Raw genomic sequence first — 13,753 nt, forward strand, 5'->3', positions numbered from 1 at the left:
ATTGATTGTTGGTATAATGACTGTTGAACTACATATTAGTGGTGCCACCACCTTAAAGGAAAAAAGGCGAGTCTTGAAGAGTATGATTGATAGAATTCGCAGCAAATATAATGTGTCAATTGCAGAAGTAGACAATCAAAACCTCTGGCAGAGGGCGACCCTGGGCGTGGCGGCAGTTAGTAATGAAACCAGCCACGTAAACCAGATGTTGGATACGGTAATCAAAACGATAAAGTTTAATGGAGAAGCAGATTTAATGGATTATTCCATCGAAATCCTTTAAAATTACCTTAATGGTAAAAATATCTTGGTATGGAAAAGATAGCAGGAGGACAGGTAATGACACGGGTAGAAGAATTATTAAAACAAATCGAAGACTTAACCTTTGAAGAACAAAACATCCTGTTTAACCTTTTAGCGGATACCCTTGATAATTTTGGTTGGTTTAAGTTAAACGATATAACTTTTAAATAAGGGGGTATTTTTTAAGTGACAGCCAAGGTTTATTTTGCTGATACCAGAGCCAATGTAAAGCAAAATATGATTGATAAGTTACAGCGGCTTTATGAAAGATCCGGCATTAAGGATATTGTTGCCCCAAAGGATCTGGTAGCCATTAAGGTGCATTTTGGAGAAAGGGGCAACACGGCCTACATCAGACCACAATTTATCAGGCGGCTAGTGGACAAGGTAAAAGAGCAAAAAGGAAAACCCTTTTTAACAGATGCCAATACCCTATATGTTGGCAGCAGGTCCAATGCCGTTGATCATTTGCAAACAGCCATTGAAAATGGCTGGGGCTACTCGGTTGTCAATGCGCCATTGGTTATTGCCGATGGTTTAACCGGCAAGGAATATACCAATGTAGAGGTTAACCTTAAACATTTTCAAGAGGTTAAAATAGGTTCAGGAGCACTCCATGCAGATGCCTTTATTGCCATCAGTCACCTGAAAGGTCATGAATTGACTGGTTACGGTGGTGTGCTAAAGAACATTGGTATGGGGCTGGGTTCACGTAGTGGTAAGCAGATGATGCATTCGGATGTTCGTCCTAGAATCAACTTAGAAAAATGTACAGGCTGCAGTAAATGTCATGCCTGGTGTCCGGGCGAGGCAATTGCTTTAAGGGATGAAGATAGAAAGTCCTTTATTTTGGAGGAGCATTGTATTGGCTGCGGGGAATGTACCGTAAGCTGTCCCTTTGGTGCCATTGCTGTTAATTGGAAAACGAAACCGGATATCATTCAAGAAAAAATTGCCGAATACACCATGGGTGTTCTCAAACACTATCCAGGCAAGTGTGGTTTTATTACCTTTGTCAATAACATTACGCCAGAATGCGACTGCTGTGGTTGGAATGATGCTCCCGTTGTGCGGGATATTGGTATTTTGGCATCCTTAGACCCAGTGGCACTGGATCAGGCCTGTGTGGATTTGATTAACCAAGAACATGGCTTGCCCGGTTCCAGGCTGGAAGGTCAACCCCACGGCTCAGATAAATTCCGCGCCCTTTGGCCCCATGCGGATTGGACTAGGGGACTGGAGTATGCAGAAAGCATTGGTCTGGGCACCAGAAAATACGAGCTGATAAAAATCTAATAGATAAAAATAAAAAGGGTGTCGCAAAACTACGATTAGTAGGCAAGCGACACTTTTTTATTTAGATTGCAAGGAACGACCCCTGTGTCGTTCCGCACCGCATGAGAACAGTATTGTTTTGAATTTACCACAAAATTACATGTAACCATAGGTTATAGAAAAACCACCAAATATAACTTTTGTTCATAATTAACATAAAAGGAAATGATGATAAGGTAGTCTAATATTAATTAAAGTAATAGATAAATCTACTGATGGAGGAAAAAACATGAGACCAGAGAGCATGAAAATATTTGATGAACTCCGTAATCTAAATGTGCTTACGGTTCAAAATGCCAAAAGAGACGGGGAAAAAGTTGTTGGCTGTTATTGTACCTACACACCCCAGGAGTTAATTCTGGCCGCCGGGGCCCATCCGGTGACCCTCTGTGGGACACGTCAGGACCCTATTCCCGCAGCGGAAAGGGACTTACCAAGAAACCTCTGTCCATTGATTAAATCCAGCTATGGTTTTGCGGTCAACGGCAAATGCCCTTATTTCGAGGCTTCTGATGTGCTGGTAGCCGAAACAACCTGTGACGGTAAGAAAAAAATGTATGAGTTAATGAGCAAGATTAAACCCATGCATGTGATGAATTTGCCCCAAACCTCCCAAGGGGAAGCCGCTCTGGCAGCCTGGGCCCAGGAAATGGTTGTTCTAAAAGACTGGCTGGCTGAAAGGTTTGAAGTAGAGATCACAGAGGAAGATATCCGTAAGGCAGTTAAGCTCATGAATAAGGAAAGGGATGCCATGAGACGCCTGCATGCCACCACGAAGGCTAAACCCTCCCCGATAACTGGTGTGGATTTATTGGTTTCCGTTTGGACCAAGGGATTTAATATTAATAAAGAAGATGGGATTGCTTTGGTGGAGCAGCTCACAGCAGAAATTGAAGAATTAACGGCCCAAGGCCTTAGCCCCTTCACCAAGGAAACCCCGAGAATTTTACTAACTGGTTGCCCAGTTGGTTTCGGATCGGAAAAGGTTGTTCGGTTACTGGAGGAAAGTGGGGCAGCTGTGGTTGCCTTTGAAAATTGCTCCGGCTATAAGGCTTTGGATAGATTGGTGGATGAGAGTGAAACCAAAGATGTCATGGTGGCACTGGCAGAAAAATACCTAAACATTCCTTGCTCCTGTATGACACCCAATGATGGCAGACTGGAATTAATTCATAAAATGGCTAAGGAGTATCAGGTAGATGCCATCGTGGATTTAACCTGGCAGGCCTGCCATACTTACAACATTGAAGCCTTTGTCATCCGGGATTATGTTCAAAACCAACTGAACTTACCCTGTATGCATTTGGAAACGGACTACTCTGAATCGGATGTAGAGCAATTGAGGGTTCGTGTGCAAGCTTTTCTTGAGTTAGTTCAAGGAGAATAAAGGTATGATTACAGCTGGCATTGATGTGGGTTCAGTTTCCACAAAGGTTGTGCTCTTAATTGATGATGAGATAAAATACATGGTTCGTCCAACCGGTTGGAGTCCCCGGGATGCCGGTTTAAACACTTATCAAGAACTATTAAATTCTGTAGGATGTAAGACCAGTGATGTGGAAGCTATCGTTGGTACTGGCTACGGTCGGATTTCCCTGGGCATGATCGACAAAGCAGTTACGGAAATTCACTGTCATGCCAGGGGTGCCAATTACCTGGTTGGGCGGGGTGGCTTGTTAATTGATATTGGCGGTCAGGACAGCAAAGCCATTCTGATGAATGATCAAGGTAAGGTTATTGACTTTGCCATGAATGATAAGTGTGCCGCGGGAACCGGACGTTTTTTACAGGTAATTGCTGCTGCCCTGGGGGTTGATGTCAGTGAACTGGGGGAGTTGGCAGAGGGTAGATCCCCCTTGGATATTAATAGCATGTGTACTGTCTTTGCAGAATCGGAAGTTATTAGTTTACTGGCCAAGGGTGCCGATAAGCGGGATATCATTGCTGGTATTCATCGGTCCGTAGCAAGGCGGGTTTGGGGCATGGCCAGCCGTTTCGGAGCCAACCAATGTGTTATTTTCACCGGCGGCGTGGCCCAAAACCACGATGTTCGTAACCGTTTGTCCCAGGAAGCCGGTTGTCCGGTAATTGTACCAGAAATCAGCCAGTTGGCCGGTGCGCTGGGAGCAGCCCTTTCTGCCAGGGAACTAACGAAAAAGCATTAAATTAACCTCAAAAATGTCGTGGCCAAAAGCTACGGTATTTTTATATATGCTCGGCATGGGCCTTACCTGTAGGGTGAAAGTCTCAACGCGTAAGGCAATAAAGAGTTGACAAAGGTGGACGAGAAAGTATACTTACAAATAACGACTTATTCTCAGGGCGGGGTGAAATTCCCCACCGGCGGTATCTCAGTTATACTGAGGAGCCCGCGAGCGCTCTTTAACTTTAAAGAGGTCAGCAGAACTGGTGAAAGGCCAGTGCCGACGGTATAGTCCGGATGGAAGAGGATACGGCAGTCAGTAAAAATCTGCTCTTAATAATTATTTTAATTTATTTTGCATGAGTGCATGCTGTCTGTCTGGTGTGCCCTGATTCAAGTAAGTCCGACTAATTATTTAGGAGGAATATACTGTGAATCAAAATTTGCTAACTCGATTTGGAAATGCGACCGAAAGAATGGAAGCTGCTCTTGACGCACTCCGTAGTGGTCAGGGAATTTTAGTTACCGATGATGAAGACAGGGAAAACGAAGGGGATATTTTTTTTGCCGCTGAGTCTCTGACCAATGAGCAAATGGCCCTGTTAATCCGTGAGGGCAGTGGGATTGTGTGCTTGTGTTTACCGGAAGAAAGAGTCCAGGCTTTAGATTTACCGATGATGGTGGAAGTGAACACGAGCAGTTTTGAAACGCCTTTTACGGTTTCTATTGAAGCGGCAAGCGGAGTTACGACGGGTGTTTCCGCTGCTGACCGTGTAACTACTGTCAAAGCAGCGATTGCTGACCCTGCAAGACCCAATTTGCTGCGGCGTCCCGGATATATTTTTCCTTTGCGGGCTAAACGGGGCGGTGTGTTGGAACGACAGGGACATACAGAAGCTAATGTAGACTTAATGCGACTGGCTGGCTTAAAACCTTATGGTGTATTGTGTGAATTAACAAATTCCGATGGTACAATGGCACGGTTGCCTGAAATCGTGGCATTTGCCGAGAAGAATAATATGATTGTAGTTACAATTAGCGATATAATTGCTTATCGAATGGAAAAGGAAATCGTACCGCAACATGAACCGCAGTATACCTAACGGTACGTACGGTGGTAGGAGAGGAGGGGGGAAACACCCCCTCCTACTCAATTATCTTTCCTATATTTAAACATTAAATCGAAAATGCATGACGTCCCCATCGAGCACAAGATAGTCTTTTCCTTCCAATCGCAGCCTGCCGTTTTCTCTGGCTTGGGCCATGGAACCAGCCCTTACCAAATCAGCATAGGAAACAACCTCAGCCCGAATAAAACCCCGTTCAAAGTCGGTGTGAATAACACCGGCAGCCTGGGGAGCTTTCGTTCCAGCGGGCACAGTCCAGGCACGAACCTCTTGGACACCTGCAGTGAAGTAAGTTTGTAGTCCCAGCAGATGATAGGCCGCCCGAATGAGTTTATCCAACCCGGACTCTTCCAGGCCCAATTCTTCCAAAAAGAGCTTCTTTTCGTCTCCCTGCAATTCAGCAATTTCAGATTCCAATTGGGCAGAGACAGGGACTACGGTAGCATTTTCCAGTCTGGCATATTCCTGCACTTGTTGAACCAGGGGATTATTTTCAAAATCCTGGATGTCATTCTCGTCTACATTGGTGACATAGATAATTGGCTTTATCGTTAACAAATGAAAGGACTTAATCAAACTCATCTCTTCTTCCGAAAACGCCATGCTTCGTGCTGGCTTACCCTGGGCCAGAGCTTCTTCCTTTAACCTTTGGATTAACTGATACTCCGTTTTCGCCTGTTTATCCTGGGATTTGAGTTTACTGGCTAGCCTTTCCTGTCGACGCTCCATACTATCCAAGTCAGCCAATACTAATTCCAGGTTAATTACTTCAATATCATTGATTGGATCAATTTTACCGGAAACGTGAGTAATATCATTATTAATGAAGCAACGCACCACATGAGCAATGGCATCCACTTCCCGGATGTGTGCTAAAAACTTATTGCCCAAGCCCTCACCACGGCTGGCACCTTTCACTAAACCGGCTATATCAACAAATTCAAAGGTGGTTGGAACGGTCTTTTTAGGCACCACCAATTCAGTTAGTTTGTCCAGACGCATATCAGGAACAGATACGACCCCTACATTGGGCTCAATGGTACAAAAGGGGTAATTTGCAGATTCCGCCCCCGCTTGGGTAATGGCATTAAATAAGGTGGATTTCCCCACATTAGGCAACCCGACAATTCCACATTTTAAAGACATTCAATTACTCCTTGTAAAAATATTTTAGGCATACCTTTAAAAGTATAGTAAGAAAAAATTTGCATGGCAAGTTAAAAAAATATTTAGTTATTATCGGCCATTGTTTGAAAAGTATAATTCTACTAAAACCCTGCGTTCTTAATTAACTTGTATGATTTGTATAGATTTGGGGTCCTGTAGAATGATATAGTATGAAATGAAGTGCTCGTTTTGGAATAAGCCAAGTTTGTTAAGAATTTGAGGTGAAATGTTTTCTATGCAAGGGACATTAATTAAACATTTAGGAAAACATGTGGGTGAAGAGGTAACGGTTCAGGGATGGTTGTACAATAAAAGGTCTTCAGGAAAGATTCAGTTTTTGATATTACGGGATGGTACTGGGATGGTTCAGGGAGTTTTAGTAAAGAAGGAAGCCCCGGAAATTTTTGATCTGGCTAAAGAACTTACCCAAGAATCAGCCATAAGATTAAAGGGTATTGTGCGGGAAGAACCCCGTTCAATGGGGGGCTATGAGCTTACAGTCACTGGCTTGGAGATTATTAACCTGGCCCAGGAATATCCTATCTCCCATAAGGAGCATGGGGTTGACTTCCTAATGGATCGCCGTCACCTCTGGATTCGTACACCGAGGCAAAATGCCATTCTGCGTGTCCGGTCTGAAATAGAGCAAGCAGCGAGGGATTTCTTTCACCAAAATGACTTTACCCTGGTGGATAGCCCCATTATTACCCCGGCAGCCTGTGAGGGAACGACGACACTTTTTGAGTTGGACTACCACGGAGAAAAGGCTTTCTTATCACAGAGTGGTCAATTGTACAATGAAGCATCTGCCATGGCAGTGGGACGTATGTACTGTTTTGGGCCTACCTTCCGGGCGGAAAAGTCGAAAACCCGTAGACACCTAATGGAATTTTGGATGATTGAAGCCGAGGCGGCTTTCTTTGATTTTGAAGATAATATGAAGCTACAGGAAGAAATGGTTTACTTCATTGTTCAGCGGGTACTGGAACGCTGCCGTCAGGATTTAGAACTATTAGGACGGGATATTAGTAAACTGGCAGCCATCAAATTACCTTTCCCACGCCTTAGCTATACGGAGGCAGTGGAACTCTTAAGAAGCAAGGGTGAAGCCTTTGAGTGGGGTGAGGACTTTGGTGCTCCCCACGAAACAATCATTTCAGAATGCTTTGACTCACCTGTATTCATTCACCGTTACCCCACTGAAATCAAGGCTTTCTACATGAAGCCAGACCCTGAGGACCCAAGGGTTGTGCTGGGGGCAGATCTAATTGCCCCAGAGGGCTATGGGGAGATGATTGGTGGGGGACAGCGTATCGATGACCTAAAGCTTTTAGAGGAAAGATTGGCAGAACATAAATTACCTAAGGAAGCCTTTGAGTGGTATCTGGATTTACGCCGCTATGGCAGTGTATCCCACTCTGGCTTTGGATTAGGCCTAGAACGTACCGTTTCTTGGATTTGTAAGTTGGATCATGTTCGGGAAACCATTCCCTATCCTCGTATGCTTTACCGTGTCTATCCATAATATTTTTCAAAAGAAATCGCCTGGGATATAAAGGCGGGAAGTCACAAGGATAAATTGTGCCCCCCATAAGGTACATCGAATACGGATTCAAAAAGGGGCTGTGTGAAAACATAGTCAAGTAAACCGTCTAAAACAAAAAGTTTTAGGCGGTTTCTTAATTTGTATTAAAAAATAAATGGTAAAATATGTGTAGAAAATAAAAGTAGGCGATTGAACTTGTCGAGGAAGGGTCAAAGGGTTCACAACAAAGTTGTATTTAAAGAATATAACCAGAACAAATTGATGTTACCAATGGATTTAGAAAGTATAATACCACCTAATCATATGGTTCGGGTAATAAATCGTGCTATTGATAAAATGAAGTTGGAACCTCTCTTGTCTAAATATAAAGAGGGACGACAATCAGTTGGACGCGGGAGCCAGTATCGGAAACCATCCGGCCCCATAAAAGGAGCAGCAGATTTTTGCCCAAGGGATTTTGTTTCTCTTTCACACCCGCCGCCCCTTTTTCTTCCACGTCAGAGGATTTCCACATAGCCCTCGTCACCGTTTATCCGAATGCGCTCCCCGTCCCGGATGCGCTTGGTTGCGCCGACAACGCCAACCACGGCGGGTAGGCCGTACTCCCGTGTGATGACCGCGCCGTGGGTCATCATGCCACCCACCTCGGTGACCAGCCCCGCAATGGAGACAAACACCGGCGTCCAACTGGGATCGGTGAAGGAGGTCACCAGAATATCGCCTTTTTCCATAACCGCGTCCTCAATGGATAGGATTACGCGGGCCCGGCCCTCGACCATGCCGGAGGAAACCCCCAAACCGGGCAGCGCCCCGGTCGGGATATTCTTTTGATAGGCCATCTCCGGCACCTCGCCGTCCGAAAAGATAACCCGGGGCGGGGTGAGAGTGGTAAAGTGGGCATAGTCTTTTTTGCGGCGGTCAATGGTGGCATAATTCACACAGCCAGATCGGACCACCTCCCGCAGCTCTTCAAGATACAGGTAGAAAATATCGCTGGCATGCTGCAGGATACCTTGCTCCGTAAGGCGCTTTGCCTCCCGCATGAGCGCCCTCTTGTATACGTCGTAACGGCAGATCCAGAAGTATTTGGGATACTCCCGCGTGCCCACATAATTGCGGAAAAAGGAGATGTAACGGCGCAGCTTTTTCGCTTTGCGGGCGCCCAGCTTTTGCTGTGCCAGTACCGCCAGTTCTTCTATCAGCGCTTCCATCTCCCTGCGGCCCTGTTCAAAGGACGATTTGCCATGCCACTTTGGCAGGGTGCGGATGTTGGTGAGCATTGTACCCACCAGCTCGGCGGGATTTTCCCGGAAGCGGGTCTTGGAGATGTCAATTTCACCGGTGGCCCGCATCCCGTATTTCCGTAGGAACTTTTCAAAAGTGTCCGCCACGGCACTGCCGCCCTTCACTTGGCGCAAATCCTCCATTTGGAAGGCTTCCCCTGCGGATTCGAGATACCGCACCACCGCCGGATACGCCCGGGCCAGATCTGCCACTTCGCTCAGGGCAAGCCCCATCTCGGAGGTGGGGTTGTGCGCCACCGATTTGGAAAGGCGATTGCTGAGGTTCTCCTCCCCTGTAAGAGTTTTACCCATGGCGTCAATTTTTTGAATGATCAACTGGGTTGCCAGCACCATGCCAAAGCCGGAGGCGTCGTAAATAATTTGGGAAAGCTGCTTTTCATCCTCCAAAATGGCCTCAATGGCCGCCATGCCCGAAAGAGGTTCCAGCCGCTCCTCCAGCTGGGCAACGAGGCTGCTCATGCGGTCGATATAGCAGTCGATGTCGGCGGGGTCGTTGCGCCGGTAGAGCCGAATCCCCTCCCGCAGGATGGGCAGCCAGCCGCTAAAGGAGGAGAAGCTGCCGGGGCCCTTGGGGATGCTGCGGATATAATCTTTGCGCGACAGAACATCTTCTATGGCCACATGGGTCAGAGGGTCGGTGGCGGACAGCTTGGTACGAATCATCTTTTTGCCGTAAGCCGTCTTCATGTCGTGGGTGACGTCAATATACAGCCGCCCACCCACCTCCACCATGCGAAACAGGGCGATCAGCTTCATAAAGGACATGCCCAGAGGCAACATCACATCGGTCATCATCTGCATATGCCCCGCTGATACAAAGACCCGTTTGAGGCCGTCATGACTTTTGGGAAGGGGATACAGCGTGGTGATGGTCCGGGACTGCACAATGGAAAACCGTCCGTCTACCCAGCACCACTCGATATCCTGAGGCGTGCCGAAGGCAGCCTTGATCCGCTTGCCGATGGCGGCGAGCTTCCACAACCCACTATCCGTAAGGGGCGGTGCGGTCTTGCTGTCCGTTTTGATCTTCTCTCCCCGCAGACGCCAGGTAAAGGGCGTTTTGCGCCCGGACACCAGCTCCTCGCCCAATCCCTCCACCGCCTCAATGACACAGGTAAGCCGGTCGGAGGTCATGGGGTCGGCGGTAAACAGCACACCGGAAACCTGAGCAGGAATCATCTCCTGCACCACCACGGCGATGGCCACATCCTCATGGCGGTAGCCGTTTTTGACACGGTAAGCCACTGCCCTATCGTTGTACAGGGAGGCGAAACAATCCATCACTGCGCGGGGGACGTCGACGGCCCGCACGTTCAGGTAGCTGTCCTGCTGCCCTGCAAAGGACGCATCGGGCAGGTCCTCTGCCGTGGCGGAGGAGCGCACGGCAAAGAGGGTGTCCGAGGGATAGGGCGCGAGCGCCGCTTTAAGCTCCCGCAAAAATTCCTCCGGAATGGGAATATCCCGGATTGCCTGCCGGATTTCGTTGCTCGCCCTGGCCACTTCCGCCGGGATGGAGGCCGCCTGCAGCGCTTCGCCCCGGGACGCAACCACGCCGGCGCAAAGCGCCCGGAATGCCTCGGTGGTGACGACAAATCCGCCGGGCACATGGATACCGTCCATGGCGGCCAGTCGGTGGAGGTTTGCCCCCTTGCCGCCGGTCAGAGAGAGTTCTCCGGCAGCGCTGTCGGTCAGATTCAAAAGCATACTCATTGATACTCCTCCTTGTAAAACGCCTGACGCATCAGATGAAGGTATTTATCCATTTCCGCAAAGACATCCTCCAGCACGAAATTGTCCTTGTGTTCAGCCAGAAGCCCATCGGTGGTCCATGAAATAATTTTGATCACTTTCTCCAGCTCAATGCCCTCCCGCAGCTTAGTCGCGTCAAGTCCCGGCAGAAAGGTTTCCTTCCACGGTGGAAAGCGGCCTACCTTGACTTGGGCGATTGACTCCCGCAGCTGTTTGTCCGTTTCCCGGCGGACGGAAAGGAGAAAGTCCAACACATAAGGGTACTCGCTCACCACAGCCAGCTTGATCTGCTCCGATTCGCGGATGCGCTCAAACAGGTCCTCCCGATCGAAGGACTTCACAATGCGGTTATACACAAGCCCGTAGGCAAATTCATAGAGATAGAGGTACAGCTTTTTCTTGTTGCCAAAATAGTGAAAAATGAGGCCCTTGGAGATATCCGCTGCCGTGACGATTTCATCCATGGTCGCTTTTTTGTAGCCGTTTTTGGCGAACTGCTCCATGGCCGCACGAACAATCCGCTGCTTTTTATCCTCAGGAATATGAGGCCCCTGCATCATCATCCCTCCAATTGACTGTTTTGGTCAATTTTTATTATAGCGACATTGACTGATTTAGTCAATTTCGAGTTTTAAGAATAGGCACTCAGAAGAGTATTCCCAACGCAGGATGAAGTGACAATTCATAACAAAACAAAAGCAGAACGGGTCTTTTCGTCCGTTCTGCTTTTGTTTTGTTATATTTTCGGCTGTTATACAGCCGCGTCTCTGTGTTGGAACAGGGCAATCCCCGCACCGGCCAGCAGCACTGCGGCAACACACAGCACCGCCGGAGCGGCCGCCGGCTGGACTGCCTTCAACGGTGTGATCCAGGAGAAAGGCGAAAGGGCGTAGAGTACTTCCGGAATCTGCTGCTGCTCCCAGAAAATCTCCATTAGGACGAACAGGGTGAGCAGGCCGTAGCTGATCCCGGTCATCCACCTTGGCAGTGCGCCGAAAAGCAACAGGGCAATACCGCCAATCGCCCAGAGTGCCGGAATCATCCCCGCCATTTTAAAGAAGAGCCGGGTAAGCGCCCCGTCGTCCCCCGTGCCGATGACCGCGCCCAGGCCCACACAGAAGCCGGACATCAGCATAATGGCCGCCGAGCCACCGAAGATGTAGACCATGTGGCTGAGTACCAGTCTCTCCCGCCGCACCGGCATGGACAATACGATTTCGCCTTTGGCCGCCTCCTCCTCGCGGAGAATGCCGGCCGACATCATCACATAGACGGAGATAAGCAGTCCAAAGACGTACAAAAACAGCGTCAAAAACGCCCGATCCATCCCGCCCAGCCGCGCAATCAGCTCAGAGAGCGCTTCCGCTGAGCTGACTGCGCTCACCATCAGATAGCTGGCCCACCCCAACATAAAGGAAAGAACGGCATAGAAGCAAAGCCAGGAGAGAAACAGTCCCTTTTGCCTGCGCCAGGCAAGGGCGGAAAGACTCCGCAGGCCCGGCTTGGCAAAAGCCCGGCCCCTTCGCTGGGGAACAAGTCCTCCGCTTACATCCCGCCACGCCATCAGATGCAGGGACAGCGCCGCAAGTGTCGCGCCCAGCGCCAGCGGAATCAGCAGCAAATGGAACCGCTCTTCAGCAAAGGGGTTAATCAAGAGCGGCCAGTCCATCGGGTTAAGATAAGCGAGTGGATTATGCCTGCCGCTCACATTCCACAGAATGTGCAGGCAAAACAACAGCCCAAACAAGCCAAAGGACATCCCGCGCGCCGCCCTGGCGCTCACAAAGAACTGTGCGACCAATCCCGCGAGAATCCCCACCACGCAGGAGGCGGCGAAAAAGCCCAGGCAATGGGCAAGTGAGCCAACAAACCCCAGACCCAGCGCAGCCATTGCCAATACCGCCAATATAGCTGACAGGGCATTGATTATGACCATATTTACGAGCGCCGCCGCCAGTGGCGCCAGACTGCCGGTGACGTTAGAGCCCAGCAGTTCCCGCTTGCCCTGTTCCTCTGCCAGCCGGGTATGGCGAATCATATAGACGATGCTGAAAATTCCACCCAGCAGCACCAAAAACACCTTGGTGCGCCAGGTAACAAATCCAGCCACTGAAACATCCAGCAGCGGGCCGTGCATGGCCTCGGTCAGCGGATCGATGAGGCTAACGCCCATCTCGGCGAGAGCCTCCTGCGTGGGGAACAGTACCAGCGACGACACCGTATTGATGGTCACCCACAACCCTGGCAACAGCAGCCAGACGAAGGTGAAAATGCGATTCTGCCGTAGATACAGCCCCATGAGGGAAAGGGTGCCGTGAAAATATTGCTTCACGTTAAGCCCCCCTTTCGGCGTCCCTTTTGTAGTAGTTCAGGAACAGGGCTTCCAGTGTGGGAGGGGTCTGTTGATGGATGAGCGTTTTCAGTTCCTCCATACTGCCCTCTTCGATGATTTTCCCCGCACGGATAACGCCGATTTGATCGCAGACCGCCTCCACCTCCGAGAGGATGTGGCTGGAGAGGAGCACCGTCTTACCCGCATCCCGCGCCTCCTTGAGGCATTGCTGGAATACGCCCTCCATCAGCGGATCGAGGCCGGTTGAGGGCTCGTCAAGGATAAGCAGCTCCACATCGGATACAAAGGCCGAAATCAGCGCCACCTTCTGGCGGTTGCCCTTGGAGTAGGTCTTGCATTTCTTGGTGGGATCCAAGTCGAACCGCTCAATAAACGCTGCCCGGCGCTCCTTGGAATAGCTGCCCCGCAGCCGACCGAGAAAGTCGATGATCTCGCCGCCGGTCATGTTGTCCCAGAGCTGTACATCGCTGGGGACATAGGCCAGACGCCGGTGCAGTTCCACATTGTCCCGCCAGGGGTCGCCGCCCAGCAGCTTGACCTCCCCCGCGTTCTTTTTCAGCAGGCCCAGCAAAACACGGATGGTGGTGGACTTGCCCGCGCCGTTGGGGCCGATAAAGCCGTAAATGCTGCCCTCGGGCACCTTCAAGTTGACTCCATTCAAGGCGACGGTTTTTCCAAAATGCTTAGTTAAGCCGTGAATTTCAATAGCAGGCAATGTCTTTCCTC

12 protein-coding genes and 1 riboswitch are annotated in these 13,753 nt (G+C 49.4%); of the genes, 7 read left to right on the forward strand and 5 right to left on the reverse strand.

Annotated elements, in window-relative coordinates; all coding sequences use genetic code 11:
* The first annotated feature begins 1 nt into the window (after position 1).
* The 6 genes from V6C11_RS01790 (at position 2) to ribB (ending at position 4,884) form a co-directional block, all read left to right on the forward strand.
* Positions 2-283, forward strand: coding sequence for a DUF503 domain-containing protein (locus V6C11_RS01790; protein ID WP_333529367.1), 282 nt, complete (start codon positions 2-4; stop codon positions 281-283).
* 56 nt (positions 284-339) lie between these two features.
* Entirely contained in the window at positions 340-474 is a 135-nt protein-coding gene (locus V6C11_RS01795) for a hypothetical protein (protein ID WP_333529368.1), read from the forward strand.
* Between the two features lie 15 nt (positions 475-489).
* Positions 490-1,599: a DUF362 domain-containing protein gene (locus tag V6C11_RS01800; protein ID WP_333529369.1), complete on the forward strand. Its 1,110-nt coding sequence runs from the start codon at positions 490-492 to the stop codon at positions 1,597-1,599.
* 268 nt (positions 1,600-1,867) lie between these two features.
* Positions 1,868-3,025 carry a double-cubane-cluster-containing anaerobic reductase gene (locus tag V6C11_RS01805; protein WP_333529370.1) on the forward strand — a complete coding sequence of 386 codons (1,158 nt, stop codon included), beginning with the start codon at positions 1,868-1,870 and terminating at the stop codon, positions 3,023-3,025.
* 4 nt (positions 3,026-3,029) lie between these two features.
* A complete protein-coding gene (locus tag V6C11_RS01810) occupies positions 3,030-3,803 on the forward strand; it encodes an acyl-CoA dehydratase activase (protein WP_333529371.1) in 774 nt (257 codons plus the stop codon).
* A 144-nt stretch (positions 3,804-3,947) separates the two neighbouring features.
* A riboswitch (FMN riboswitch) is annotated at positions 3,948-4,094 on the forward strand.
* Positions 4,095-4,212: 118 nt separating this feature from the next.
* Positions 4,213-4,884 (forward strand): 3,4-dihydroxy-2-butanone-4-phosphate synthase, encoded by a 672-nt coding sequence (gene ribB / locus V6C11_RS01815; RefSeq protein WP_333529372.1) that lies wholly within the window; start codon positions 4,213-4,215, stop codon positions 4,882-4,884.
* A 66-nt stretch (positions 4,885-4,950) separates the two neighbouring features.
* Here the strand turns inward: ribB and ychF are convergent, their stop codons facing one another.
* The gene (gene ychF / locus V6C11_RS01820; protein ID WP_333529373.1) at positions 4,951-6,054 is read right to left on the reverse strand and encodes a redox-regulated ATPase YchF; all 1,104 of its coding nucleotides are present in this window, start codon (positions 6,052-6,054) and stop codon (positions 4,951-4,953) included.
* 256 nt (positions 6,055-6,310) lie between these two features.
* On the opposite strand from ychF, the gene asnS reads away from it, so the two are divergent.
* Positions 6,311-7,600 (forward strand): asparagine--tRNA ligase, encoded by a 1,290-nt coding sequence (gene asnS / locus V6C11_RS01825; RefSeq protein ID WP_333529402.1) that lies wholly within the window; start codon positions 6,311-6,313, stop codon positions 7,598-7,600.
* 518 nt (positions 7,601-8,118) lie between these two features.
* Here asnS and V6C11_RS01830 read toward each other — a convergent pair.
* The 4 genes from V6C11_RS01830 to V6C11_RS01845 all read right to left on the reverse strand — a co-directional run bounded on the left by V6C11_RS01830 (position 8,119) and on the right by V6C11_RS01845 (position 13,742).
* On the reverse strand, positions 8,119-10,635 hold the full coding sequence (locus V6C11_RS01830) for a phosphoenolpyruvate synthase (protein ID WP_333529374.1): 2,517 nt from the start codon (positions 10,633-10,635) through the stop codon (positions 8,119-8,121).
* Positions 10,632-11,237: a TetR/AcrR family transcriptional regulator gene (locus tag V6C11_RS01835; protein WP_333529375.1), complete on the reverse strand. Its 606-nt coding sequence runs from the start codon at positions 11,235-11,237 to the stop codon at positions 10,632-10,634. The genes V6C11_RS01830 and V6C11_RS01835 overlap by 4 nt, the downstream gene beginning before the upstream one ends.
* 188 nt (positions 11,238-11,425) lie before the next feature.
* A complete protein-coding gene (locus tag V6C11_RS01840; RefSeq protein WP_333529376.1) occupies positions 11,426-13,006 on the reverse strand; it encodes an ABC transporter permease in 1,581 nt (526 codons plus the stop codon).
* Between the two features lies 1 nt (position 13,007).
* The gene (locus V6C11_RS01845) at positions 13,008-13,742 is read right to left on the reverse strand and encodes an ABC transporter ATP-binding protein (RefSeq protein ID WP_333529377.1); all 735 of its coding nucleotides are present in this window, start codon (positions 13,740-13,742) and stop codon (positions 13,008-13,010) included.
* Positions 13,743-13,753: the final 11 nt, after the last annotated feature.

Source organism: Desulfotomaculum sp. 1211_IL3151, from assembly GCF_036763075.1.
Lineage (GTDB): Bacteria > Bacillota > Desulfotomaculia > Desulfotomaculales > Desulfotomaculaceae > Desulfotomaculum.

Bases quoted from the DNA above. Each gene is read 5' to 3' on its own strand.
- V6C11_RS01795 (WP_333529368.1), top strand. From the start codon at position 340: ATGACACGGGTAGAAGAATTATTAAAACAAATCGAAGACTTAACCTTT.
- V6C11_RS01805 (WP_333529370.1), top strand. From the start codon at position 1,868: ATGAGACCAGAGAGCATGAAAATATTTGATGAACTCCGTAATCTAAAT.
- V6C11_RS01810 (WP_333529371.1), top strand. From the start codon at position 3,030: ATGATTACAGCTGGCATTGATGTGGGTTCAGTTTCCACAAAGGTTGTG.
- ychF (WP_333529373.1), bottom strand. From the start codon at position 6,054: ATGTCTTTAAAATGTGGAATTGTCGGGTTGCCTAATGTGGGGAAATCC.
- asnS (WP_333529402.1), top strand. From the start codon at position 6,311: ATGCAAGGGACATTAATTAAACATTTAGGAAAACATGTGGGTGAAGAG.
- V6C11_RS01830 (WP_333529374.1), bottom strand. From the start codon at position 10,635: ATGAGTATGCTTTTGAATCTGACCGACAGCGCTGCCGGAGAACTCTCT.
- V6C11_RS01835 (WP_333529375.1), bottom strand. From the start codon at position 11,237: ATGATGATGCAGGGGCCTCATATTCCTGAGGATAAAAAGCAGCGGATT.